Raw genomic sequence first — 26,895 nt, forward strand, 5'->3', positions numbered from 1 at the left:
TCGGATAAAATAGGTCCATGAGTATAAAACAAAAGACCGCCGACCATACGCCGATGATGCAGCAATTTATGCGCATCAAGGCCGAACACCCCGATACCCTGCTGTTCTACCGTATGGGGGACTTTTACGAACTGTTTTTCGATGACGCCAAAAAAGCCTCGCAACTACTCGATATTACGCTGACCAGCCGGGGACAATCGGCGGGGCTTCCTATCCCAATGGCGGGAATTCCTTATCACGCCGCCGAAGGCTATCTTGCCAAGCTGCTAAAACACGGCGAATCCATCGCAATATGCGAACAAATCGGAGACCCGGCAACGTCCAAAGGGCCGGTCGAGCGCAAGGTAGTGCGCATCGTGACACCCGGCACGGTTACCGACGAAGCCTTGCTGGAAGACCGCAAAGATAATCTGCTGGTCGCGGTGTGCTCCTTCCCAAATTCACGACACGGCATCGCCAGCCTGGATTTAACCAGCGGCCGTTTTGTGTTGCAACAGGTCGAATCCATCGATCAGTTATTAAGCGAAATCGGCCGCCTTAACCCGGCCGAACTGCTGTTTAGCGAAGACTGGCCACTGCCTGCCGGCTTAAAACAGCGTAGCGGCTTGTGCAGAAGACCGCCCTGGCATTTCGAGGCGGAAAGCGCCAAACAACTGGTGCTCAAGCAGTTCAACACGCTGGATTTGAAAGGCTACGGCTGCGAGGACATGCCCGCCGCGATCGCCGCAGCGGGCGGTTTGCTGCAATATGTCAAGGACACCCAACAAAGCGCTCTGCCCCACATCCAGGGCATCCGCACCGAAAACAGCGACGACAGCATTTTGCTCGATGCATCCAGCCGCCGTAATCTCGAACTGGATTTTCACCCCTCCGGGCAACTGCAATACACGCTGTTCGGGGTGCTGGACAAAACCGCGACGGCAATGGGCGGCCGCTGTTTGAGGCGCTGGATTAACCGGCCGTTACGCGACCACGACATTCTGAACAACCGCTACGCCTGTATCGACACCTTGCTTAATGTCTTGTTGTATCGCGACATTCAAAGCCACCTGCGGCAGGTTGGCGATATTGAACGAATCAGTTCCCGCATCGCGTTAAAATCGGCGCGACCCCGCGATTTGCTGGTATTGCGCAATACCCTGGCGGTGTTGCCCGCGCTGCAACAGGCGCTGTCCGGCGGCGATAACCCGCAGCTTACAGCTTTATGCGAACAGATCGGCGAGCATCCCGAGATGTTAAAGCTGCTGCAATCCGCAATCATCGACAATCCGCCTGTATTGATCCGGGACGGCGGCGTAATTGCGCCCGGCTATCATCAGGAACTGGATGAACTTCGCAACTTAAGCCAGAACGCCGACCAGTTCCTGATCGATATGGAGAACCGGGAAAAAGCGGCAACCGGCATCAGCACACTGAAGGTCAATTACAACCGGGTGCATGGTTACTATATCGAGATTTCCAACCTGCATGCGGAAAAAGTCCCGGCGCATTACACCCGCAAACAGACCTTAAAAGGCGCGGAACGCTATATCACCGAAGAGCTGAAATCGTTTGAAGACAAGGTGCTCAGCGCCAAGGAAAAATCGCTGTCTTTTGAAAAAGCCTTGTACGAGGAATTGCTGAACATCATCGGCGCGTCGTTAATTCCGTTGCAGCAGTGCGCCGCAGCGCTGGCCGAGCTGGATGTGTTGGTCAACTTTGCCGAACGGGCCGAGACTTTGAACTTATCGCAACCGATCCTGGTCGATAAGCCCGGCATCACGATTGAAGCCGGTCGGCATCTGGTCGTTGAACAGGTTTCGGATATTCCGTTCGTACCCAATGACTTGTCGCTTTCCAGCAAGCGCCGAATGCTGGTCATTACCGGACCGAACATGGGCGGTAAATCGACTTACATGCGCCAAGCGGCACTGATCGTGTTAATCGCCCACATCGGCTGTTATGTCCCGGCAAAAGCCTTGACCTGTGGGCCTGTCGACAAGATTTTCACCCGCATCGGAGCGTCCGACGACCTAGCCAGCGGCCGCTCCACGTTTATGGTGGAAATGTCGGAAACAGCCAACATCCTGCATAACGCAACCTCGAAAAGCCTGATCCTGATGGACGAGATCGGCCGCGGCACCAGCACCTTTGACGGCCTGTCGCTGGCCTGGGCCTGCGCCGATCATCTGGCTAAAGAAACCCAGGCGTTTACGCTGTTTGCGACGCATTATTTTGAGCTGACCACGCTGCCCGACGAGCAAAAAACCATCGCAAACGTGCATCTGGATGCGATGGAGCATGGCGATAAGATCATTTTCCTGCATGCGGTCAAAGACGGCCCGGCCAGCCAGAGTTACGGCTTGCAGGTAGCCTCTTTGGCGGGCGTGCCTCGCTCGGTGATCGATAAGGCCAAAGCCAAGTTACGACATCTGGAAGACCACGCCTATCTTGAACAACAGGCGGAAACCGGGGTTAACCAGCTGGATTTGTTTTCATCGAAGGAATGCCATCCGGCGGTGGTGGCGCTCGAAGACATGAACCCGGATGATTTGAGCCCGAGACAGGCATTGGACTTGCTATACCGACTTAAGGGGATGGTGTAATAAAACCCAAATGTACAAGGAGCCGCGACTTCAGTCGCGCCCGATGTCGAAAGCGCCGATCTGCATAGCTAAAGTTGCGGTTCCTCGTGAATGCCGTAAAAGCGCTTATCAGCATCTTTTAATCCAGCTTTAAGCGCGTTGTTTTTGATGTATTCGTAAGCAATACAATAATGTCTTTCATCGCGTATTTGTTTGTCGTAATAATCCTTTTGCCAGAATTTCCCTTGTCTTCCTAACACTTGATTTAGGAGTATCGCAGACTCGCCCTTTAGTTTCTGCATAAGGCAAGACAGCCCTGTTTTTTGGGTAAACAGAAGGTGTACATGGTTAGGCATAATGCTAAAAGCGATTAAATCGTAAAAATTGGACTCAAGGCTTTTAAGGTATGCCGCCAAAAGGCAAATCATGTTGCCATACAAATAAGCGCCTTCGCGCGACTTGTCCAAATATTGATCGATTCGCCATTGTTTTTTGGACATTTCAAGGTCGGAACCAATCAGCTGATTTAAGTAGGCATCTAAGCTGTCTTGAGTCCTGAACGTGACAAACTGGACTGCGTTTAGCCGACTGTAATGATGCAAATGTTTAAATATTTTCATGATCTATTCCGAAACAGCGACTTCAGTCGCGCCCGATATTGAGAGTATCGTGATTATTGTTTCTCGTGCGCGACTGAAGTCGCGTCTCCTTCGTGAAAGCATAGGCAAAAATAACCGCTAGCCCGACCAAGATAAAAGCCTACAATGCACATTAATACTGTACAGAATGAGGAGTGAATATGAACTCAGTCAATGTCACCGAATTACGCCAGCATTTGCCCGGTTATCTCAAACAAGTGCAGCAAGGCGAAGAAATCGCAATTACGCTGCACGGCAAAACCATTGCCCGCATCGTGCCGGACCGCAATGAAAGCAAACGCGAAGCCGCGTTAAAACGGTTGGAAGCGTTGCGCGGCACCGTCATCGTCGGCGATATTCTTGCACCGTCGGATGAAGAATGGACGGGCGATGCTGACAATCTGTGACACCAATGTCCTATTATTTTGGGCGGATCGTCAGGATCGATTAACGGCTGTTGCGCAACAAGCACTGGATAGCGGGCGAGCAGAAGGCAATCTGGCCTATGCTGCAATTAGCTTCTGGGAAATCGCCTTACTGTTTCGCAAAAATCGACTGGTGTTGCCAACGCAACATACGCCAAGCTCTCGTTGAGTCGCTTGGCCTAAATATTCTCCCGCTCACGCCTGCCATCGCCGCATTGGCTGAAAGCGGTATCACTGCGCATGGCGATCCGGCAGACCGGCTTATCGCCGCTACCGCCCTAGCCCATCGCGCCGCTTATTACTGCCGACCAAAAGCTCCGTGCCACGCCTGGATTGCGCTGCATCTGGTAATACACAGAATTATCTGTAAAACGCCAGAATACAACTTTCCGCCCACATCACAAATGCATTATAACCTTACGCCAATTGGTTGCCATGTTAGAATCGTTCACAGTTGCAGGCTGATGATATGGAATTACCAACCTGCATAGGATGTGACTCCGAGGAATCCACAGCAATCACAAACGATGCGCTCCGTAGCTCAACGTATCCTATGGACTACGACAGTCCATTGCCAAATACGCCTGAAACCCAACAGCAACGATTATGCCCAGATTCTTTAGCCCTATACTCGCAGAAATTCCCGAAGACGTCGCACGGCTTGCGTCCGAACTTCATTACCAGCGCACCCCAAACATCACGATTGAAGTTTTAACACCCATTTCCTTTTCGCCCAAGCAGATCGATGAACTTTATTGCATCGACGGTAATGAATTGAAATTCACCTCAATTGAAGCCAGAAGTCACTGTACAGCAGTGCATAGTTTCCGCAAATTCGAGGAGTCAGAATTACCGCCGGATGCACGAACAATGTTTGATGAAGCACACCAATTATGGATTCAGGAAATTGGACATACTGATTTTACCGACGGACGATTCTTGGGGTTGATGTCTGAAAAGTTGAATATTCTAAACGCCGGAACCGAAGCAATCGCCAATTCGGATGTTCACAACGTTTTTGATGTTTTGAGAAGTATCGGCAATGCACTGCCGTTTATCGCCAATATAAGTGTGGTGGATATAGTCGAATTAGCGACAGTGCAACATTCAAAAACCTCAGGCGATATGTTTTTCAATCAACTGAGCGACTATTTGACGGCACACATCCATCTTGCCAGAGAGCTATACACATTTGTCCGAGAAAACATGTCAGTAGCGAATACTAATTTGTATGGAACGGCTTTGAGCGGCTTGGTCGCCGCCGGGCAAGCCCGTGAGGCCATTGAACTTGCAATGTCAGATACCGACTCTGCTTGCAATGAGCGATTGGCAGGTGCTTTGTGGATACTGGGGCGATTGAGTCATCACTGGGAAAAGGAACCCGATTTGAAAAACCGTGTTCAAGAAATTCTAAAGGCGATGGGGTATCATTCGGATTCAAATGTCAGTCGGCAAGCTTGGCAGGCGCTATCAAATGCCGCTGTATCGCAACCGGAATTGGTTGCCGAGCTGTTGTTACATGCGCAACCCGACAACCAAGCAGCGTTGCAGGTGCTAGGCAACTTCGTTTTTATGAATCCCAAAATCGTCAAAGACCATCCAAATCTGGCAGAGATGCTGGATGCCTTAATCGATTTAGATGCCGGACTCGCAAATAATTTTGACTCTTCGCTTTCAAGGTTGATCGAAACGGGTATCCCAGATCAACTGGTATATGACTGTTTAACTGCTTGGATGCTTAAACATTACAGCAGCAGAGCTTCGGATGAAAAGTTGGATTTGTGTTTTCCCCAAAGCATGATGAAATTGGCAAACAAGCCGTTGTTAAATGAATTGATTACGCGCTGGCTGATTTCTGATGAGCGTGTTTTGGCTGCGGCTTATGCTAATCTAATTAGTCATTTATGGGTGCATGGAGTCAAGCAACCGGTCTTTGCTAAAGAAATTCTCGACACTTTGAATGCCGATGACTTTAAGTACCTTGTGCGGCGGTTAATAGGCTGGACTTTTCATGAAGAAGCTTTACTTTCACTGACCTTTTCATTGTTGAAGACCAATGAGGCTCAGCAGCGAACTTTCGGATGGGTACACGCGTTGTTGGTTAACGAAGTAGGACGAAATTATTCTCATGCCACATTGAAAGCTATTCAAGAAAAATTGGAGGGGGTTACGCCTGAAGTAAAAGAATTATTAAAATCCGCCCATGCAGAACTACTTGCTTACACCGAAGCAATCAACCAGTTGCCCATTAGACACGAACTACGCCCGCCAATCCCCGAGCGCATACGACATGCCGTTGCATTGAAAAAATCAAGGGAAACACGAGAGGCGAGGGATAAGGCAGACGAGCAATCGGTATGGCAAAATGTTTTTACAAAAATCCAGCTAAAAGCAGGCACAGGTAGTTTTTCCATCTATGGCGGCAAGATTGGCCCCATCAACCGCCTTGGATCCCATTCCTATTCAGTTACGTTACCAGCTCAATATGTTATTGATCCTCTCAACGATGAAATCACAAAATTAGGGCTCAGGTTTGCCAAACGAGGTGAAGAATGAAACTGGTCATCGCTGAATACCTGCGCACGCTTAAAGAGCGGGATGAGCTGGATCGTTTACTGCCTGACCTGCTCGTGGAAATGGGTTACGTTCCCGTAGCTCGTCCACAAACAGGCAATCGGCAATACGGAGTAGACATCGCAGCTAGAGGTGAAAATTCAGACACAGGGACTGACGAGTTATTGCTCTTAGTGGTCAAGCAAGGCGACATTGGGCGCACGGAATGGAATAGCGGGAATCAGGCTGTTCGCCAAAGCATTGATGAAATTTTTGATGTTTATTTGAAGTGTCACCTCGAACCACAAGATCAAAGCCGTAGTATTCGCATCGTTGTTGCTACCAGTGGCGAATTAAAACAAACCGTACAAGCCAATTGGAGTGGTTTTGTCACCGACAACCAAGCCAAAGCAGTTATTGAATTTTGGGGTGCTGATGCTATCGCCACCCTGATCGAAAAACATCTCTTAGATGAACATATTTTTCATGACCAAGATCGGCGCGATTTACGCCGTGCGTTGGCCCTATCAGGCGATAGCGAGTACGACAGACGAGATTTGCATCGTTTGTTTATGCGCACCCTGGATTTGAATAACGAGGGGCAGTTGATTGACAAGCCGAAGACCGGCAAAGCCTTGTTGAAAGCCTTGCGTATCGTCAATCTGTCGGCTCAGGCGTTCGCACACTGGACGCTACGTGATGATGGCGACACCCGGCAAGGCCTCTTGGCCGTGGAACGCGCCATGTTATGGTCGTGGCATCGCATTCAACTCGCCGATGAAAAAACCAGAAAGGACGCTGTTGCCGGGCCGTTCAGCATGATCTGGTGGGGGTATTATCGTTTTGCGTCGCAATACTTCGCACGGGTTCAACCGCACTGTTTTGTGGAAAACAGCTTGACTAAATATGCCTCTAATGGCGTAGAATCCTCCCTGATCGCTTTCGAGCAAATCGGTATTTTGGCAAGTATTACATTGTTTTTAGGCTCCCATCCGGTATCTACGGAGGAAGAGAAAAAGTCTTGGTATTGCAATGCAATTATAGTGACTGATGCTTTAGAGGCATGGTTACAAAATAACGGGGTTTGCAGTTCACCCTGCCTGGATCGGCATAGCCAAGATATTACTTTGGCTATATTTGCATTAATTGGCATGGGGCGAACGGAAGCTGCCAAAAAATGGTTGCGGAAACTGTTTCTGAACGTGGATTACGCCTACAAAGCGAAGAAATTTGTGCCCGTTGATACAGACTTTTTGGACGACTTGGTAGAAGAAGGCGGCTGGCTTGGTGGACAGACGACAGACCGTATGATGGAAATGTCCTGGATGCTGGCGACTATCGCTGGCTGGAGCGTCATTCTTGGTATGGACGAAATTTATGAAGTGTTGGCGAAAAATGCCAAAGATGATTACCCCAACGTCTGCATCCAGCTCTGGCATCCTGAAAAAGACCTGTATCAATACCTTTATTTTCAGCCCGCTCATTTTGAGTCAGGCGTAGCAGAAGCACCAATCCTGCTGCCTCCTGTGGCAGAAGACTATCGAAAACAGATGGATATGATAAGGGAATCGGAATTTGGAAAAGTCATTCTTGAATCGCCCGCGACAAAGGTGGGACTTATAGCGCTTGATCTCATTGCGCATCGGCACTTTTCAACGCCTGTTTCGCCTGCATTTTGGTACTCTTTGATGGACAATACTTCTACTTGAATGGCAATCCACCGCCGGAATAAGTCAAGTAGGGTACGCTGTGCGTACCATTTGACGTAAAGGTATTCGCAACAAATTCCACTTCGCTCGGTATAAAGGTACGCACAGAGTACCCTACGTCACTGGATTTGTTTTCTTCAAAGAAATGCCATCCGGCGGTAGTAGGTTTGCTAGAAGATAGCCCGGATAGGCGACGCTTTGAAGTTGCTTTATCGGCTTAAGGGGATAGTTTAACGAGAATGAAAGGCTCTCGGATTTATTGGATTACAAGGGCGGCCGAAGCCGCCCCAACATCACAAGCAATCTGTTTATTTTTGGCCTTTCTCATCGGCCAGCGCTTCAGCCAGCTGCTTTGCGGGCAGATAACCGGGGAAGATATTGCCTTTTTCGGTAACGATCATCGGCGTCCCTTTCACTTCAAATTCTTCGGCCAATTGCATGTGCTCGTCAACCGGATTGTCGCAGGTTTTAGCCGGCGGTGTATCGCCTTTTTTCGCCGCCGTCAAAGCCGCTTTGCGGTCATCGGCGCACCAGACCGATACGGCTTTGTGGTATGAATCGGAACCTTTACCGGCTCTGGGGAAAAACAAATACTGGACAGTAATGCCTTCAGCCATGTATTGATCGATTTCCGAATGCAATTTACGGCAGTAACCGCAGTCAATATCGGTGAAGATGCTGACCGTATATTTGCTTGTTTTAGGCTTGAACACGATCATTTTATCCTGACCGAGTTTCTCTAACGCCTGTTTACGAGCGCCGCCCAATTTTTCTTCGGTTAAGTCGGTACGCGCTGCAACATCAACCAAGTGTCCCTGAATCAAATACTTGCCATCATCGGAAACATAAACGATATTACCGCCGACTGTTACTTCATAAAGTCCGCTGATTTCAGAAGGTTTGACTGCTCCCACTGTGACCGATGGCATGGCTTTGCCCAACGCTTGCCTGATTGCGTTTTCATCGGCATGCGCTACGGAGAAAGCCAGGCCGAGTAGCGATACTGCGGCAATCTTAATAACTTTTTTCATAATGTTCCTTAAATTGAGTAGGGACAAACCGCTTATTCCTGAATTATTGAAATAATCGTCCAATATCCAAAAACATAGCCAATGCCATTAACGACACAAGTAATGCAATACCGATTTGTTGAAAGAATATTTGCACCCTCTCTGAAACAGGGCTGCCTTTAATGCCTTCTATCGCAAAAAACAATAAATGCCCGCCGTCCAGCACCGGTATCGGCAATAAATTCAATATGCCTAAACTGACGCTAACCAAGGCCATGTACTTTATAAAAGGAGTCAAGCCCATCGTGGCGGACTGCCCCGCATATTGGGCAATGCTGATAGGGCCGCTTAAATTTTCAACGGAGGCCTTGCCGATCAGCATCTTCGCCATCATTCTTAAGCTGGTGACGGAATAATAATAAGTAGTTTCAAATGCAACAGGAATCGCTGCCAGAGGCGACAACGCATATTCAACGCTCACCGACTTCATCAGTGCTTCAGGGATGTAAACCGATGCACCGACTTTACCCTCAATTTGGTCGCCCACTTTGACGCTTTTCGGAGTAATACTTAAGGTCAAACGCGCACCATCCCGCTCAATCAACAGTTTGATTGCGCCATCGGGGTGACGTTTTACAGTGTCGACCCATTGCATCCAGTCTTTGATCATCGTATCGTCAGCGCTGACAATCAGGTCGCCTTGTTGCAAACCGGCTGCCAGTGCGGCGCTGTCGGGGAGCACTTTTCCTATGATAGGCTGCAATTTTGGCGACCAGGGCTTAAAGCCTAAGCGTTGATACAATACATCAGGGCTTTCACTGTCTTTATCGGCAAGCTCAAGCACCTTGATAGCTTGTTGACCATCAAAGTTTCTTACCTCAACCTTTATGCTGTGTTCTCCATCAAGCCCCGAGGATACTAATACACTCATGGCCTCGGTCCAGGTTGGCGTCGTCTTGCCGTTAACCGAGACGATCTCATCGCCTTCAACAAAGCCTGCGGCTGCGGCTAATGTACCCTGCTCTACCGCGCCGAGTATCGGTTTTATGCCGGTCTCGCCAATGACCAACACGCTCCAGAACAACACGACTGCGAGCACCAAGTTAAACAGGGGGCCTGCCGCAACGATGGCCGTTCTGGCCAATACAGATTGGCGATTAAACGCAAACGGCAAATCGGCTTCGCTGACTTCGCCTTCCCGCTCATCGACCATCTTGACATAGCCGCCCAGTGGAATTGCCGATATGGCATACTCTGTCGCACCTGGTTTTTTCCGGTACGACCATAAAACCTTGCCAAAACCGACCGAAAACCGGAGTACTTTGACTCCGGCTTTGCGCGCCACCCAGAAGTGTCCGAATTCATGAAATGAAACCAGGACGCTGATGGCGACCAGAAAATAAAACAGTGTATGCAGCAAATCCATCAATAATTAAGCTCTTCAATAATCTGCCTAGACGTTAACCGGGCCTGCTGATCCGTATCTAAAATGATTTCCAGCGTATCGGCAGGCTTGGCCTCGAATTCTCCCATACAGCGCTCAATAATAACCGGAATATCGGTAAAGCGAACCTGTTCATTCAAAAATGCTTCGACAGCAATTTCATTCGCCGCATTCAAAACAGTCGGCATGGTGCCGCCCGCAGCAATAGCCTCATAAGCCAGGCGTAAGCACGGAAAACGTTCAAGGCTTGGCTCCTGAAAATCCATACGTCCGACATCGAAAATATTCAACGGCTCAACGCCCGAATCGAAGCGTTCCGGCCATGCCATCGAATAAGCGATCGGTATGCGCATATCGGGATTGCCCATTTGCGCCAAAACCGTTCCATCTACATAATCCACCATCGAATGAATAACGCTTTGCGGATGGATAACCACCTGTATCTGATCTGGGGCCATATCGAATAAAATGCAAGCTTCGATCATCTCCAGGCCCTTATTCATCATCGTTGCCGAATCCACGGAAATTTTTCTGCCCATATCCCAGTTAGGGTGAGCCACTGCTTGGGCGGGCGTTACATCAACCAGCTGATCGACCGGCATTTCCCGGAAAGGGCCGCCGGAAGCGGTCAATAAAATACGTCTGGCTTGCTTCGCCTGCATGCCTGTTTTATAGCCTGCTGGCATGCACTGGAATATCGCATTATGCTCGCTATCGATCGGCAGCAACTGTGCTCCTGAATCGCTGACGGCTTGCATGAAAATAGAACCCGACATCACTAGCGCTTCTTTGTTGGCCAATAATACGGTTTTACCCGCTTTGGCCGCCGCCAGACTCGGCAATAAGCCCGCCGCGCCTACGATGGCCGCCATGACTGAATCGACGTTGTCCAGTGTGGCGACATGTTCCAAGGCCTTGGCGCCTGACAGGACTTTTATATCGGCTATCGTCGAGTCTTTAAGCTTTTGTTCAAAGATTCGCGCCTTATCTTCATCCACTACAACGACGATCTCTGGATGATGCTCCAGACATTGCTCGTAGAGGGTGTCAATATTGGTATTGGCGGTTAACGCAACAACCTTGTACAGACTTGAATGCCTGGCTACCACATCTAAGGTGCTGACACCGATCGAGCCGGTCGCTCCAAGTATGCAAATGCCTTTCATGACATCAGTCCTATCAATAATATGCCGGCATAAAAAAATGGAATGGCTGCAATCAAACTGTCAACCCTGTCCAGAATACCGCCGTGACCGGGTAGTATTGAGCCCGTATCTTTAACGCCGCGCTGACGTTTGACCACGCTAAAAAATAAATCGCCATAAATAGAGATCAACACCGTCAATACAGACAACATTATAAAATCGGATACTCTCATCCAGACAAAACCATCTCGATAGCTATAATAGCCAATGAACGCTATGGACCAAACGGCGCCGGCTAGTAAAGCCCCATACATGCCTTGCACCGTCTTGCCTGGGCTGATTTCAGGCGCCAACTTGATTTTACCGAATTTCTTACCGGCAAAATAAGCCGCAATGTCCGCCGTCCAAACTAAAATCAAAAAGTACAAGGTCATTTCCGAGCCGTAAAAAGCTCTTAACCTGCTTAAAAACATCCATGTCGCCAACAAAATACCCCATCCGATTAAGGCTTTATATCGGGTTCTCATTTCCAGCTTTAAAACGCCCTCAGGCGTGTTCCTGATTAATATCATGACCAGTATCCAGAACAGCACCGGCGGTATAACCAGCCACTCCAGAGCACCTGAATAGTCCCTGATATCAGGCCAATCCAATACTTGGGCGGCCAGCTCCAGAAATTGTGTCCAAAAATGCAGCCATAGCATCGGTAGAATCAACGCGAACAAAAACAACCCGCGTTTAAGCAGCGAATTGATACCGATAAGGTTAGCCCACTCCCATGCCGCCAAAAGAGTGATCAGCCCTATAAGCAATGAAAAATACTCTGAAGGCAGCTGAAAAACGGCAAGCACAACTAGAGGAACCAGAATTAATGCGGTAATAATTCGCTGTAGTAACATTTTGATTATTATTATGATGAAGTTGGAATTAAGTGTTAATTTTCAGTAAAAAATCGGCCAGTTATTTTAAAGTAATTGATTCAAGTTGCTCTCCGGTATAACCAAAGCGCCTTTGCCTGCTTTTAAAGCTCTTGATAGCATCTTCGAGTGAACTCTGGTCGAAATCCGGCCATAGCGTTTCGGTAAAATACAATTCTGTATAAGCCAGTTGCCATAACAAAAAGTTACTGACGCGCTGCTCGCCGCCGGTCCTGATAAACAAGTCGGGTTCTGGCAGATCCGCGGTTGATAAGTACTGGTTGATCAGCTGCTCATTAATGTCCTGATTTTCCAATTCTCCGGCGGCAATTTTTGCCGCCACTGTCCGAAACGCCTGACACATATCCCAGCGCCCGCCATAATTTGCCGCGATAACCAGCGTTAAGGCATTATTATCTTTGGTTTGCGCCTCTCCATCGGCCATTTTGGCTTGTAACTTATCAGAAAATGCCGTCCTGTCGCCGATAAATCGCAAGCGGATGTTATTACGGTCCAGCTTATTGATTTCTCTTTGCAGAGTCGCCATGAACAAGCCCATCAACAATGACACTTCTTCTTCGGGGCGACGCCAGTTCTCACTGCTAAAAGCAAACAAAGTCAAGACTTCAACCTCGTGCTTCGCGCAATACTCGACAATTTTCCGAACCGCTTTAACCCCGGCCTGATGCCCGACGGCGCGAGGCATAAATCTTTTCTGCGCCCAACGACCGTTACCATCCATGATAACGGCGATATGGCGCGGATTGTTGCTATTTATCCCTGTATTGAGGGTGGGGGCCGATTCCAAACTGTTACAGTCATCCGTAGACATTGTTTAAATCCCAATTACATTGACAGTAAATCAGCTTCTTTTGCTTCCAGCAATTTCTCAACGTCTTTTACATATTGATCGGTCAATTTTTGAATTTTTTCTTCGGCCGCACGTGCCTCATCTTCGGAAATCATTTTTTCCTTTAAGGCATCTTTTATTGCTGAATTGGCATCGCGGCGAATATTTCTGATTGCAACGCGACCATTCTCCGCTTCATTCTTGACCACTTTAACCAAGGCACGACGGCGCTCTTCAGTCAACGGCGGCAATGGAATCCTGATAGTCATGCCGTTGGTAGCAGGGTTTAAACCCAGATCCGATTTCAAAATGGCTTTTTCAATCGCCTGGACCATGCCTTTTTCCCACGGTGTAATCGTCAATGTACGTGCGTCTTCGACCGCTATGTTGGCAACCGATGATAAAGGGGATTCAGTCCCATAATAGGTAACGCTAATTTGATCCAACAAACTGGGATGCGCCCTACCCGTCCTTATTTTTGAGAATTCATGTTTCAAGGCTTCAATACTTTTGCCCATGCGGGTTGAAGCATCCTGTTGAATGTCACTAATCATTATCTGTTCCTCGTTGAATAAGAGATCCTATCTCTTCGCCCATCATCAATCTCATTACTGCACCTTTCTCAAAAATATTCATCACCCGCATTGGCACATTATTATCCCGACATAATACCAACGCAGTGGTGTCCATTACATTGAGGCGCTGATCCAGCGCTTCGTCATAAGTTAATCGTGGATAGAATTTAGCATTCTTGTCTTTTTGCGGATCGGCGGAATAAACGCCTTTCACTTTAGTCGCCTTAATCATCAACTCGGCATTGATTTCAATCGCCCTGAGACTGGCTGCCGAATCGGTAGTAAAAAAAGGATTGCCGGTTCCCGCCGCAAAAATAACAACCCGGCCTTTTTCCAGATGTCTGACCGCCCTGCGGCGGATATAATCTTCACAAACCTGATTGATTTTCAGCGCGGACATTACCCTGACCTGCTGTCCGTGAGCTTCCAGCGCATCTTGCATGGCTAAGGCATTGATCACGGTAGCCAGCATACCCATTTGGTCGCTGGTTACTCTATCCAATCCTTCCGAAGCTTTTTCCGCGCCACGCAATATATTACCGCCACCGATAACCAAACCAATTTGAAGACCGGCATCGCATAACTCTTTAATTTCAGTAGCAAGACGTTTAACAATATCTGCATCAATACTGCCACCTGTCTCACTCATTAAAGCTTCACCGCTTAACTTAAGTAAAATTCTCTGGCAAATCAATTTAGTCATTTTAATTATCGGGGGCTGGTAGTTATTATCGATGCGTATTCTACGGAGTTAGCCGAAGAGTGAATTAATTGCCTCTAACTTGCGCCATAACTTCTTCGGCAAAGTTTTCTTCTTTCTTTTCAATACCTTCGCCCACTTCCAAACGGGCAAAACGGACTACGCTGTTACCTTTAGATGCAAGCAGTTTGCCGATAGTAACTTTATCGTCCTTAATGAAAGGTTGACCCACCAGGGTGATTTCGGCCAAAAACTTGCTAATACGGCCGACTACCATCTTCTCAATAATGTCTGCCGGTTTTCCGCTTTCTGCAGCTTGAGCCGAGAAAATCTCTTTTTCTTTCTCAATAAGTTCCGCAGGCACTTGCTCGTCGGAAACACAAGTCGGTTTACTTGCTGCAATATGCATCGCAATATCTTTGCCTAATTCGTCATCAGCCTTGGCTAATTCAACGATCACGCCGATTTTTTTGCCGTGCAAATAACAAGCTGTACCACCCGTAGCGGTGTGGTATTTCAGGAACCTTCTGACAGTAATATTTTCGCCCAACTTGGCAATCAGACCGCGACGAACTTCGTCTACGATAGTGCCGTCGGCCAACTTCATTGCCAGCAGTTGTTCTTCTGTTTCGACATCGGAACTCAACAAAGCCGCCGTGACGTTATTGACGAAATTCACGAAATCATCAGCCTTGGCAACAAAATCAGTCTCGCAATTGACATCGGCAATCGCCACAGTTTTGCCGTCATCACTGACTTTTACGCCGATGATGCCTTCGGCAGCAATGCGATCGGATTTTTTATCGGCCTTGGCTAAACCGGATTTGCGCATATTTTCAATCGCCAATTCCATGTCGCCATTCGCTTCAACTAACGCTTTTTTGCACTCCATCATGCCGGAGCCAGTTCTTTCACGTAGTTCCTTAACCATTGCAGCACTAATAGTATTACTCATTCTTTGTTTTTCCTCATTAGTTCATCACTATAAAAACGCCCCCGTGAGGAGGCGTTTTTTTTGCCTAACTTCTAAGCGCCCAAAAAGCGCCTGTAAAAAAATAAAACCGTATTTTATTCAGCCGCAGCTTCTTCAACAAAATCATCCGCTTTTGCTGATAACCCCAAACTAGCTGTTTTAGCTTCCATGACTGCCGCGGAAACACTTTCGCAGTAGAGTTTAACGGCACGGATCGAGTCATCATTACCAGGGATGATGTAATCAATTTTTTCCGGTGAATTATTCGAATCCACAATGCCGACGACTGGAATACCTAATTTCTTGGCTTCACTAATCGCATTCTTTTCATAACCGACATCCAATATGAAAATCACGTCAGGGACGCCTTTCATGTCTTTAATTCCGCCCAAACTGCGTTCCAGCTTTTCAAGCTCGCGTTCCATACCCAACGCTTCTTTCTTGCCGAAACGTTGATAAAGGGTGCCGTCAGCCTTCATCGCTTCTAATTCTTTTAAGCGATTGATAGATTTCTTGATGGTTTTGAAATTTGTCAGCATGCCGCCTAACCAACGATGGTTAACATAAGGCATGCCACAACGTGTTGCTTCTTCGGCAACCACTTTACGCGCTGCTTTTTTGGTGCCGACAAACAGGACGGTGCCTTTGTTTGCTGTCATCTGACCCAGATAATTCATTGCGTCGTTGAACATTGGAAGCGTTTTTTCCAAATCAATGATATGGATCTTGTTACGTGCGCCGAATAGGTATGTAGCCATTTTCGGGTTCCAATAACGAGTTTGATGTCCAAAGTGAACACCCGCTTCAAGCATTTGACGCATAGATACTGCTGCCATTAATTTCTCCTAAGATAAAAAATTCGGAACCGCTGTTCCGAGTTGGGTTACGCCTCCACCTATCCCGATTGGAAACCGGTTACAATAACTTGTAACCAGCACCCTTCCAAACGTGACGATAGGCGTGAGTATTAGTTCAAAAAAGAACTTCCCTTTATACCATAATTAGCCATTCACAACAAGCTGATCTCTGTTAAAATGGCATTATTACACGGGAGCAAGAAGAGAAATTCACGACTAAAAACCCAGTCGCTTGCGCCTTTTGCCTTTTGCCTTATACCTGATTTTTATGAGCATAATTATTAAGACCGAAAGTGAAATTGAAAAAATGCGTATCGCCGGAAAGCTGGCGGCCGAAGTCTTAGAGATGATCGAGCCTTATGTCGTTCCCGGCGTCACCACAGACGAGCTTGATCAGATCTGTCACGATTATATTGTCGACATCCAAAACGCCGTACCTGCGCCACTCAATTACCGCGGATTTCCGAAATCAATTTGCACGTCAATTAACCAGCAGATCTGCCACGGCATTCCCAGCGGGAAAAAACTCAAATCAGGCGATATCGTCAACATCGACATTACCGTTATCAAAGACGGCTACCACGGAGATACCAGCAAAATGTTTTGCGTCGGCGAAGTAAGCCAGCATGCAAAACGCCTGGTTAGAATAACCCAGGAAGCCATGTTTTTAGGCATCCAACAAGTCAAGCCGGGCGCCACACTAGGCGATGTCGGCCATGCCATACAAAAACATGCGGAATCCAATCGCTACTCCGTCGTCAGGGAGTTTTGCGGACACGGTATCGGTAAAAACTTTCACGAAGAGCCCCAAGTGCTGCATTACGGCAAAGCCGGTGAGGGAGAAGTCCTTGAGGCCGGCATGATATTAACCATCGAACCCATGATTAATCTCGGAAAACGGCATATGAAGGTGTTGGCCGACGGCTGGACGGCTGTAACCAAAGACAGAAGCTTATCCGCGCAATGGGAACACACCATCCTGGTAACCCAGAACGGCTATGAAATCCTGACTTTACGCCAAGAAGAAATGTGAACACTTTGAATAAAACGATTTTCAGCCAAAAAGACAGCCTGCAACAATTCAAACAGCTGTTAAAGCAAAAAGATGCTGAACTAAGACAAAAATTCAACCCGCACAAATCAGTCGCCAAACTACTTCAAGACAAATCCGATTTTATCGATGAAATCTTGATCTGCTGCTGGCAACATTTTCTCGGCGAACACACCGATCAGCTCTCGCTGTGCGCCGTCGGCGGTTACGGAAGAAGAGAGCTATTCCCCTACTCCGATATCGATCTGGTTGTCTTGCTGGATTCCGAAGACACAACCGCCTACCAGGAAGCATTGTCAAATTTCTTTACCTTTCTATGGGATATCGGCTTAAAACTGGGACAAAGCGTCCGCACTATCAATCAATGCATCGACGCCGCGATAGCCGACCAAACCATCATGACCAGCCTTATGGAAATTCGGCTGATCATCGGCAACGCAAAGCTGCACAAAACACTAAAACAACAAACCACTTCAGACAAAATCTGGCCGTCAGATCAGTTTTTTGCCGCGAAAATGGAAGAACAGCGCCAGCGTTACGCGAAATTTCATGACACCGCCTACAATCTTGAACCCAACGTCAAAGAAGGACCCGGCGGGTTACGCGACAGGCAAGTCATCGCCTGGGTATTCAAGCGCCATTACAACTCATCAACACTCAAGGAGCTGATTAAATACGGCTTCATGCCCGAATCCGAATATCTAGAGCTGGTTGCCGCCCTGGAAGTGCTATGGCGGATTCGTTACGCACTGCATCTTTTAACCAATCGCTGCGAAGATCGGCTTATTTTCGACTATCAGCGCGATCTTGCCAGACAATTCGGCTTCAGCACCGAGCATCAGGAATACAATCAGGACGTCGAACAGTTCATGCAGTTTTACTTTAAAACCGTACTCGGACTTGAGCGCCTCAATGAAATGCTGCTGCAATTGTTTAATGAACGCTTCGTTTCCGGGGAGGCCATTTGCAAAGCCATCCCCCTTAACGACAAATTTGTCGTCATCAACGGCTACCTTGAAGCCGCTGATGACACCCTTTTCGAACGACACCCGCTTGCCTTACTGGAACTCTTTTTAGTCCTGGAACAGAATTCCTCAATTAAAGGCGTCCGGGCAACAACCATACGCCTGATTCGCAAAAACCTGCACTTAATCGACGACGCATTTCGCCACAACAAAGCCGCTAACCGTCTTTTTATAGAAGCCTTTCGCCAACCTTTAGGCATTACCGACCAGCTCAGACGGATGAATCGTTACGGGATTTTAGCCGCCTATATCCCTTGCTTTGCCAATATTGTCGCCCGTATGCAGTATGATTTATTTCATATTTACACGGTAGACGAACACACTCTTTTTGTTATCCGTAACTTACGCCGCTTCGCCTTAGAAAGACATCTGGACGAACTCCCTTTCTGCAATGACATTTTCCAACTGATTGCAAAACCGGAAATACTGTATCTTGCCGGCCTGTTCCACGACATAGCCAAAGGCAGGAGCGGCGACCACTCCGCCATTGGCGAAGAAATCGCCAGGGAATTCTGCGTTCAGCACGAACTTTCCTCACACGACACCAACCTGATATGCTGGCTGGTGCGCAATCACTTGGTCATGTCGATGACCGCGCAACGAAAAGACATCAGCGACCCCGACATCATTCATCAATTCGCGCAAACCGTCGGCAGCATCGAATACCTGAACTACCTGTACCTGCTGACCGTGGCCGATATTCGCGCAACCAACCCCGAACTTTGGAACGCATGGAAAGACGCCCTGCTAAAAGAGCTTTATTCGGCGACCTACAGCACCCTGCACAGAGGCTTGCACAATCCCGTAAAAATAGCGGACCGCCTGCTTGAAAATAAAAAAGAAGCAAAAGACGAACTGATAAAACTCGGCATCTCCGAACCGGTCATCATCAGATCCTGGCAACACGCCAGCGACGATTATTTCTTAAGATATTCAGCGGATGAAATAGCCTGGCATACCATTGCCATAGCCTCATCCAAGGAAGATGAGCTGCCCCTGGTCTTGCTGCGTCCGCAAACCCAACGAGGCAGCGCGGAGGTTTTTGTTTACACAAAAAATGAAGAAGCTATTTTTTCACTCAGCACAGCCACGCTTGATCAACTGGGGCTCACCATTCTTGACGCCAGAATCATGACCACCACTGATGACTATGTACTTAATAGTTTTTTGGTCCTTGAACAATCGGGAGACCCCATCAATGAATTGTTCAGAGAAGTGCATATCTGCACCGCGCTTCGCAATAACCTGCTGCACCACGAAGTGAAAAAACACAAAAACATTCACCGCCAATCAAGGCAGGCCAAACATTTCCCCATCCCCACCAGCATTCAATTCCATGCGGACCCTTTAAACAGGCATACGATCATTGAACTCATCACTACGGACCATGCCGGGCTTTTGTCAAAAATAGGCCGTGCGTTTGTGCAAAAAAACATTCACCTGCACAGCGCAAAAATAACCACCATCGGCAGCCGGGCTGAAGACATGTTTTACATTACAGACAACCACTCACAACCTATCGCGGACACCGCCAAACAGGAGCAAATACGCGAAGAGATGTTGAAAATGCTGGGCGCAACAAGCTGACACAGACATGGTTCTGCATAGCCCCGATTAACTCATCTCGATGCCGGCGCTTCTCTCAATAAATTGAACCAGCCACTCATGATCATGGCTTCCAATATCGGCATAGCGCAACCCGATTTTGCACTGATCGCTAGACATGCGCCGCGAAAAAACCACTTGGCATCGCGCGGCGATTTTGGACGACTGCCCCTCCCCATCAAACAGATTCAGATCAACAAATACAGACACCGGCTTACCGTCACGAACGAAACTCCCACCCGGCGTAATCATATTCCGTTGTCTGATATTACACTCAACACCAAGCCCATCACTGGATACATCTACCGCAACCACCTTAATGCGCACACCGTCTTCGGTAGTGACAATAGCAGAAACCTGTATTGGAACCCGTTGATAAAGCCTTCTTTCCATAACTATCCACACCCACTATCACATCACACAAATTTAAAGATTTTAGTTTAAAAATTTAATTATTCCAGCATCCGATACCGCCGGAAACAATGATCAAATAATCGGTTCACCTCGGGCAAGCTTGGGCAAATTACCCTCCAAGCCCATCGCACCGCGCATCACTTTATTTTTAGCGGGCAAAATCCGCTCAGCCAAACCCAGTCCCAAGTTGCGTAAAAACTTGACCGGCAACACCCGATTACTAAACACCCGGTAAAAAACATCCATTACCGTCATCATTTTCAAGTTTTCATTGCGGCGCATTTTTTCATAACGCTTTAAAACCGACACATCGCCCAGCTCAAGCTCCTGTTTATTTGCATCAATCAGCACCTCGGCCAATGCCGCCGCATCCAGCAAACCGATATTAACCCCCTGTCCCGCCAACGGATTGATCATATGCGCCGCATCGCCAACCAGAACCACGCCGGGCTTAACATAACTTTGCGCATGCTGGCGTTTCAATGGAAAACTCGCAGTCCCCAGGATGGCATTAACCTGACCCAGGCAATCGGGAAAAGCCGCCGTCAACTCTCGTAGCAAATCTTCGTTGGACAACGCTTTCAACCGACACACTTCATCCGGCGAGTTATACCAAACAATAGAGCCATAATGCCCGGTTAACGGTAAAAACGCCTGCGGACCACTGGGTACAAAACGTTGCCAAGTTATATCCTGTTGCCCGTACTCCGTTTCGATATAAATCACCAAAGCGTGCTGCTTGTAATCCCAACTGGTTACGCCCAAACCCACTGCCTGCCTGACCCTGGATTGACCGCCGTCTGCCGCAACCAGCACTTTTGCCGACAAAATCCTGCCGTCATTCAACTCCACTTCGGTCGATTTTCCAGCCGAATAATTGATTTTATTAATTGCAGCCGGACACATCAGCTCGACATTATCAAAATCCTGCAAACGCTCCAATAACGCCAGTTGAGTCACCCTATTTTCAACGATATAACCCAGTTCGGGATAATTAATATCATCACTGCAAAACTCGGTATCCCCCGCCGTTTCCCACACCCGCATCCGGCGGAACGGGCAAAGCCTGCGATTGACGACGCCACGCCAAGCGCCGACGGTTTCGAGTATGTTTTTTGACGCAATACTGAGTGCGGAAACCCTTAAATCATGCGGCTGATCGGCAGCAAAAGCCTGTGGCGGAGCGCTCTCTATCACTGCGACACGCAATGGGCTCCCGCCGAGCCCGCAAGCAACGGCAGCGCCAACCATACCCCCGCCCACCACTACAACATCAAAATTTTCTTTCATAATCAACCAAATCATATTAAGGTGAATTCACTCGGACTATTGCAATACCCTAAAAAGCACAGTTCGCTTGCAAAAATCGAAGAGATATTCAATGGAAACAATCAGCCATCAAAACCAAAGCGGAAAGATACCACATCTATCACAAGCAACATGACAAAAACCACAACCAACTTTGCGACTATGAACCACATATCAACTAATTACAGGCGTACACAACAAAAGACTGCGTGACAGAATCGCCTGCAATCCGTATAATTACTTGGTTTTGCCGTATCGCCGCCTCTGATATACGCATCAGAACGAGCGCGGAACGAGGGTTCTTGAATTACAGATTAGCAACCCTTTTGTAATATTTTTTAGAGGTAACAATGAGTCAAAGTACGCTACCCGCCAGACAGGGTTTATATGATCCGCGCCACGAACATGATGCATGCGGCGTGGGTTTTATCGTTCATATAAAGGGTCAAAAAAGCCATGAAATCGTACGTCAGGGTTTAGAACTGCTTAAAAACCTGACCCACCGTGGCGCGGTCGGTGCTGACATATATGCAGGCGACGGCGCAGGCATTTTGATTCAAATGCCCGATGCTTTCTTGCGCGCAGAATGCGGCAAATTAGACATATCCCTCCCGGCCGCAGGCGATTATGCCGCCGGCATGGTGTTTTTGCCGCGTGACGCAGCCAATCGAGCGACTTGCGAAAAATTATTAACCGACATTATTGCGCGGGAAAAAGCCGTACTGTTGGGTTGGCGCGATGTACCTGTCGATAACCGCACACTGGGCGAGTCGGTCAAACTGGTCGAGCCGTTTATCCGGCAGATTTTTATTGGCCGTGGCGAAGATTGCGCAGACCAGGATGCGTTCGAGCGCAAGCTGTTTGTAATCCGCAAGCAAGTCGAAAACGCCGTCCGTGATTTGAAGCTGGATGGCGGTCATGCGTTTTATATCCCATCCTTATCGTCACGCACCATCGTATACAAAGGCATGCTGCTGGCAGACCAGGTCGGATCATTCTACGCCGACTTAAGCGATGAAAGCATGGTCAGCGCCCTGGCATTGGTTCATCAGCGCTTTTCAACCAACACTTTCCCAACCTGGGATTTAGCGCATCCTTTCCGCCTGATAGCCCATAACGGCGAAATCAACACTTTGCGCGGCAATGTTAACGGCATGGCGGCGCGTCGCCATTCTATTGCGTCCAAAGTATTGGGCGACGACATGCACAAACTGTGGCCTTTAATCGACGAAGCACAATCGGATTCAGCCTGCTTCGACAATGCGCTTGAATTATTAGTCGCAGGCGGCTATTCAATGGCCCACGCGATGATGCTGCTGATTCCCGAAGCCTGGGCCGGCAACGTCCTGATGGATGAAAAACTGCGCGCGTTTTACGAATATAACGCCGCCCTGATGGAGCCTTGGGACGGCCCCGCCGCCATCGCTTTTACCGACGGCCGCCAAATCGGCGCGACCTTGGATCGCAACGGCTTGCGCCCTGCCCGCTATCTGGTCACCGATGACGATTTCGTCATTATGGCGTCGGAAATGGGCGTATTGGAAGTTCCCCAACACAAAATCATCAAAAAATGGCGTTTGCAACCGGGCAAAATGCTGCTGATCGACACCGAGCAGGGCCGCATCATCGATGACGCGGAACTGAAAGCTAATTTGGCATCGCTCCACCCTTACGCTGAATGGCTGACCAAGACACAAATCCTGCTCGCCGAACTGCCGCCCGAAGTTTCAGCCATGGCACCGGACGCGCATACCCTTTTGGATCGGCAACAAGCATTCGGTTATACCCGCGAAGACATCGAGTTCATCCTGAAACCGATTGCGCAAACCGGCCAGGAGCCGATCAGCTCAATGGGGATCGACGCCGCGCTAGCGGTGTTATCGCAACGTTCGCGCATGCTGTACGATTATTTCAAGCAAGGCTTTGCCCAAGTCACCAATCCGGCCATAGACCCAATCCGCGAAGAATTGGTCATGTCCCTGGTTTCACTGATCGGCCCGCGCCCCAATTTGTTGGGCCTGGACGAAGGCGGCACTCACATGCGCCTGGAAGTGGAACAACCTATTTTATCCAATCAGGATCTGGAAAAAATTCGCCGTATCGAAACACGCACCGGCGGCGCATTCAAAACCAAAACCCTGACGCTTTGCTATCCTTCCGACTTGGGAGCCGGCGGCATGGAAGCGGCGATAGACAAGCTATGCCTTGCTGCGAAACAGGCGGTTGAAGAAGGCAATAACATCCTGGCGCTGTCCGACCGCGATCTGGATATTGCGCACATCGCGATACCCGCCCTGCTCGCAACATCGGCCGTACATCACTACCTGACTCGCGAAGGTTTGCGTACCAAAGTCGGCCTGGTTGTCGAAACCGGCGAAGCGCGCGAAGTCCATCATTTTGCGCTGCTGGCGGCTTACGGCGCGGAAGCGGTCAACCCTTACCTGGCGTTCGACACGATTTCAGGGCTATGCCAAGAGATCAGCGACCTCAGCGAATATGAAGCGCACAAGCGTTATATCAAGGCGATCTCCAAAGGCCTGCTTAAAGTCATGTCCAAAATGGGCATTTCGACATACCAGTCTTATTGCGGCGCGCAAATATTTAATGCAATCGGTTTGTCGGAACCTTTCCTGGATCGTTACTTCACCGGCACAACCAGCACCGTTGAAGGCGCCGGTTTAGCTGAAATCAGCGAAGAAACCACTCGCCGCCACCGTATTGCATTCAGCAATGCGCCGTTATACCGCGACGCGCTGGATATTGGCGGAGAATACGCATACCGGGTACGCGGCGAAGCGCATACCTGGACGCCTGCGACCATCAGCACCTTGCAACACGCAACACGCAGCAACAGCTATGAAAAATATGCCGAATTCTGTCGCCTGATTGATGAGCAAAACGAAGCCTTGTTGACCTTGCGCGGCTTAATGTCGTTCAAGGAAAGCGCTACGCCGGTGCCGTTGGACGAAGTGGAACCTGCTGCGGAAATCGTCAAACGTTTCGCAACCGGCGCAATGTCGTTCGGTTCAATCTCCTACGAAGCACATACCAATCTGGCTATTGCGATGAACCGCATCGGCGGCAAATCCAATACCGGCGAAGGCGGAGAACTCCCGGAGCGCTTCCAGACCTTGCCCAACGGCGATTCAATGCGCTCGGCAATCAAACAAGTCGCTTCCGGCCGTTTCGGCGTGACCACTGAATACCTGGTTAATGCCGACGACATTCAAATCAAGATCAGCCAAGGGGCAAAACCCGGCGAAGGCGGACAGCTGCCCGGCCATAAAGTCGACGCGGTTATCGCCAGAGTCCGTCATTCGACACGCGGTGTAGGCTTGATTTCGCCGCCGCCGCACCATGATATTTATTCGATTGAGGATTTGGCCCAGCTGATCCATGACTTGAAAAATGTCAACCCCGAAGCCCGGATCAGCGTCAAGCTGGTATCCGAGCACGGTGTCGGTACTGTGGCAGCGGGCGTTTCCAAAGCCCATGCCGATCATGTGACCATTTCCGGCTATGACGGCGGCACCGGCGCCAGCCCGATGACTTCGATCAAACACGCCGGTTTGCCGTGGGAAATCGGCCTTGCCGAAACCCATCAAACATTGGTATTGAACAAACTGCGCGGACGTATCGCCGTACAGGTCGACGGCGGCCTACGCACCGGACGCGATGTCGTCATAGGCGCATTATTAGGCGCGGACGAATTCGGCTTCGCCACGGCGCCGTTGATCGTGTCGGGTTGTTTGATGATGCGCAAATGCCATTTGAACACCTGCCCGGTCGGCGTAGCGACGCAAGACCCCGAACTGCGCAAACGCTTTACCGGACAACCCGAGCATGTGGTCAATTACTTCTTCATGGTCGCGGAAGATGTGCGTCAATGGATGGCGAAACTCGGCTTCCGTAACATCAATGAAATGATCGGACGCTCTGACATGCTTGACATGCAGCGTTCGCTGAACCATTGGAAAACCCAGGGGCTGGATTTCAGCCGGGTTTTCTACAGACCCGAAGTTGACGGTTCAACGGCTATTTATAACCACGAAAGCCAAGATCACGGCCTGGAACAAGCACTGGATCACACCTTGATTGCAGCGGCCAAACCTGCGCTGGAAAACGCGCAACCGGTGGTTATCAATACGCCGATCCACAATATTAACCGTACTTTCGGCGCGATGTTATCCGGTGAAGTGGCCAAACGTTATGGCCATAAAGGCTTGCCTGACGACACCATTGCGATTCACGTCAAAGGCACCGCAGGCCAAAGTTTCGGCGCGTTTTTGGCGCAAGGCATCAGCATCGATCTTGAAGGCGAAGGCAACGACTATGTAGGCAAAGGCATGAGCGGCGGGCGTATCGCCATACGCCAACCTAAGGACTGCCCGATTACGCCGGCGGAAAACATTATCGTCGGCAACACCGTGTTGTACGGCGCGATCAGCGGCGAATGCTATTTCAGCGGCGTTGCCGGCGAGCGTTTTGCGGTGCGCAATTCGGGCGCCATGGCGGTTGTAGAGGGCGTCGGCGATCATGGCTGCGAATACATGACCGGCGGCGTAGTCGTCGTACTCGGACAAACCGGGCGCAATTTTGCGGCGGGCATGTCCGGTGGCGTGGCTTATGTGCTGGATGAAGACCGCAGCTTCGAAAAGCGTTGCAATCTGGCGATGGTTGAACTCGAACCAATCCCGGAGGAAGACGACACGCTGGAAGCTATCGCACATCAGGGCGGCGACATGGAAACACATGGACGCGTCAACATTATGTCCGATATGACCCGGCATGATGCGCAGCGTTTAAAGCATTTGATTGAAAACCATAAGCGTTATACCGACAGTGCAAGAGCTCAGCACATTTTGGATAACTGGCAAGATTACTTGCCTCGCTTTGTTAAAGTCATGCCGGTCGATTACCGAGAAGCGCTCAAACAAATTCAGGCGGAACAAGCTACCGCGGCGGCATAATCGTTACGACACTATTGGCGCTACCAACTTAACGCAAAAACAACTCAAGGCTTAACCGCTTGCCCTAAACCTGTCTAAGGGCGAACGGTTAAACCGTTCATGGTTCGATAAGCCTCTCCTGAGCGCAGTCGAAGATCTCGCCACGAACGGCTTAACCTTAAA

General features: G+C 49.1%; 20 protein-coding genes. 8 read left to right on the forward strand and 12 right to left on the reverse strand.

All coding sequences use genetic code 11. The features are described 5' to 3' along the window. Window positions 1-17: 17 nt before the first annotated feature. Window positions 18-2,585, forward strand: coding sequence for a DNA mismatch repair protein MutS (gene mutS, locus V3O24_RS12385; protein ID WP_331307448.1), 2,568 nt, complete (start codon window positions 18-20; stop codon window positions 2,583-2,585). 68 nt (window positions 2,586-2,653) lie between these two features. On the opposite strand, the gene V3O24_RS12390 is transcribed toward mutS, so the two are convergent. After that, the gene (locus V3O24_RS12390; RefSeq protein ID WP_331307450.1) at window positions 2,654-3,184 is read right to left on the reverse strand and encodes a transposase; all 531 of its coding nucleotides are present in this window, start codon (window positions 3,182-3,184) and stop codon (window positions 2,654-2,656) included. 179 nt (window positions 3,185-3,363) lie between these two features. Here V3O24_RS12390 and V3O24_RS12395 point away from each other — a divergent pair, with 179 nt between their 5' ends. The 4 genes from V3O24_RS12395 (at window position 3,364) to V3O24_RS12410 (ending at window position 7,889) form a co-directional block, all read left to right on the forward strand. Then, window positions 3,364-3,609, forward strand: a complete 246-nt coding sequence (locus V3O24_RS12395) for a type II toxin-antitoxin system prevent-host-death family antitoxin (RefSeq protein ID WP_331307452.1) — start codon at window positions 3,364-3,366, stop codon at window positions 3,607-3,609. Next, window positions 3,593-3,796, forward strand: coding sequence for a hypothetical protein (locus V3O24_RS12400; protein ID WP_331307453.1), 204 nt, complete (start codon window positions 3,593-3,595; stop codon window positions 3,794-3,796). Before V3O24_RS12395 ends, V3O24_RS12400 begins: the two co-directional genes overlap by 17 nt. Before the next feature lie 437 nt (window positions 3,797-4,233). Then, a complete protein-coding gene (locus tag V3O24_RS12405) occupies window positions 4,234-6,183 on the forward strand; it encodes a hypothetical protein (protein WP_331307454.1) in 1,950 nt (649 codons plus the stop codon). Beyond that, window positions 6,180-7,889 (forward strand): hypothetical protein, encoded by a 1,710-nt coding sequence (locus V3O24_RS12410; RefSeq protein WP_331307455.1) that lies wholly within the window; start codon window positions 6,180-6,182, stop codon window positions 7,887-7,889. Before V3O24_RS12405 ends, V3O24_RS12410 begins: the two co-directional genes overlap by 4 nt. A 308-nt stretch (window positions 7,890-8,197) precedes the next feature. Here V3O24_RS12410 and V3O24_RS12415 read toward each other — a convergent pair whose 3' ends face one another. The 9 genes from V3O24_RS12415 to rpsB all read right to left on the reverse strand — a co-directional run bounded on the left by V3O24_RS12415 (window position 8,198) and on the right by rpsB (window position 16,339). Further along, the gene (locus tag V3O24_RS12415; protein ID WP_331307456.1) at window positions 8,198-8,920 is read right to left on the reverse strand and encodes a DsbC family protein; all 723 of its coding nucleotides are present in this window, start codon (window positions 8,918-8,920) and stop codon (window positions 8,198-8,200) included. A 43-nt stretch (window positions 8,921-8,963) separates the two neighbouring features. After that, complete coding sequence (gene rseP / locus V3O24_RS12420; RefSeq protein ID WP_331307457.1) at window positions 8,964-10,325, reverse strand: RIP metalloprotease RseP; 1,362 nt, start codon at window positions 10,323-10,325, stop codon at window positions 8,964-8,966. Further along, a complete protein-coding gene (gene ispC, locus V3O24_RS12425; protein ID WP_331307459.1) occupies window positions 10,325-11,509 on the reverse strand; it encodes a 1-deoxy-D-xylulose-5-phosphate reductoisomerase in 1,185 nt (394 codons plus the stop codon). Before ispC ends, rseP begins: the two co-directional genes overlap by 1 nt. After that, on the reverse strand, window positions 11,506-12,387 hold the full coding sequence (locus V3O24_RS12430) for a phosphatidate cytidylyltransferase (protein ID WP_331307461.1): 882 nt from the start codon (window positions 12,385-12,387) through the stop codon (window positions 11,506-11,508). Before V3O24_RS12430 ends, ispC begins: the two co-directional genes overlap by 4 nt. A 61-nt stretch (window positions 12,388-12,448) precedes the next feature. Further along, entirely contained in the window at window positions 12,449-13,237 is a 789-nt protein-coding gene (locus V3O24_RS12435) for an isoprenyl transferase (protein WP_104424367.1), read from the reverse strand. Between the two features lie 14 nt (window positions 13,238-13,251). Next, entirely contained in the window at window positions 13,252-13,809 is a 558-nt protein-coding gene (frr, locus tag V3O24_RS12440; RefSeq protein WP_104424368.1) for a ribosome recycling factor, read from the reverse strand. Further along, window positions 13,802-14,533 (reverse strand): UMP kinase, encoded by a 732-nt coding sequence (pyrH, locus tag V3O24_RS12445; RefSeq protein WP_104424369.1) that lies wholly within the window; start codon window positions 14,531-14,533, stop codon window positions 13,802-13,804. The genes frr and pyrH overlap by 8 nt, the downstream gene beginning before the upstream one ends. A gap of 64 nt (window positions 14,534-14,597) precedes the next feature. Beyond that, complete coding sequence (gene tsf, locus V3O24_RS12450) at window positions 14,598-15,485, reverse strand: translation elongation factor Ts (protein WP_104424370.1); 888 nt, start codon at window positions 15,483-15,485, stop codon at window positions 14,598-14,600. Between the two features lie 113 nt (window positions 15,486-15,598). Beyond that, window positions 15,599-16,339, reverse strand: a complete 741-nt coding sequence (gene rpsB / locus V3O24_RS12455; protein ID WP_104424371.1) for a 30S ribosomal protein S2 — start codon at window positions 16,337-16,339, stop codon at window positions 15,599-15,601. A gap of 289 nt (window positions 16,340-16,628) precedes the next feature. Here rpsB and map point away from each other — a divergent pair, with 289 nt between their 5' ends. After that, window positions 16,629-17,393 carry a type I methionyl aminopeptidase gene (gene map, locus V3O24_RS12460; protein ID WP_331307466.1) on the forward strand — a complete coding sequence of 255 codons (765 nt, stop codon included), beginning with the start codon at window positions 16,629-16,631 and terminating at the stop codon, window positions 17,391-17,393. Continuing rightward, a complete protein-coding gene (gene glnD / locus V3O24_RS12465; protein ID WP_331307467.1) occupies window positions 17,390-20,023 on the forward strand; it encodes a [protein-PII] uridylyltransferase in 2,634 nt (877 codons plus the stop codon). The genes map and glnD overlap by 4 nt, the downstream gene beginning before the upstream one ends. A 27-nt stretch (window positions 20,024-20,050) precedes the next feature. Here the strand turns inward: glnD and V3O24_RS12470 are convergent, their stop codons facing one another. Together V3O24_RS12470 and V3O24_RS12475 are read right to left on the reverse strand one after the other, a co-directional pair. Next, window positions 20,051-20,434: a PilZ domain-containing protein gene (locus tag V3O24_RS12470; protein ID WP_104424373.1), complete on the reverse strand. Its 384-nt coding sequence runs from the start codon at window positions 20,432-20,434 to the stop codon at window positions 20,051-20,053. 93 nt (window positions 20,435-20,527) lie between these two features. After that, window positions 20,528-21,745, reverse strand: a complete 1,218-nt coding sequence (locus V3O24_RS12475) for an FAD-dependent monooxygenase (RefSeq protein WP_331307469.1) — start codon at window positions 21,743-21,745, stop codon at window positions 20,528-20,530. Between the two features lie 368 nt (window positions 21,746-22,113). On the opposite strand from V3O24_RS12475, the gene gltB reads away from it, so the two are divergent. Then, the gene (gene gltB, locus V3O24_RS12480) at window positions 22,114-26,733 is read left to right on the forward strand and encodes a glutamate synthase large subunit (RefSeq protein WP_331307470.1); all 4,620 of its coding nucleotides are present in this window, start codon (window positions 22,114-22,116) and stop codon (window positions 26,731-26,733) included. The last annotated feature ends 162 nt before the right edge of the window (window positions 26,734-26,895 follow it).

Source organism: Methylobacter sp. Wu8, from assembly GCF_036440755.1.
GTDB classification, from domain to species: Bacteria; Pseudomonadota; Gammaproteobacteria; order Methylococcales; family Methylomonadaceae; genus Methylobacter_A; species Methylobacter_A tundripaludum_A.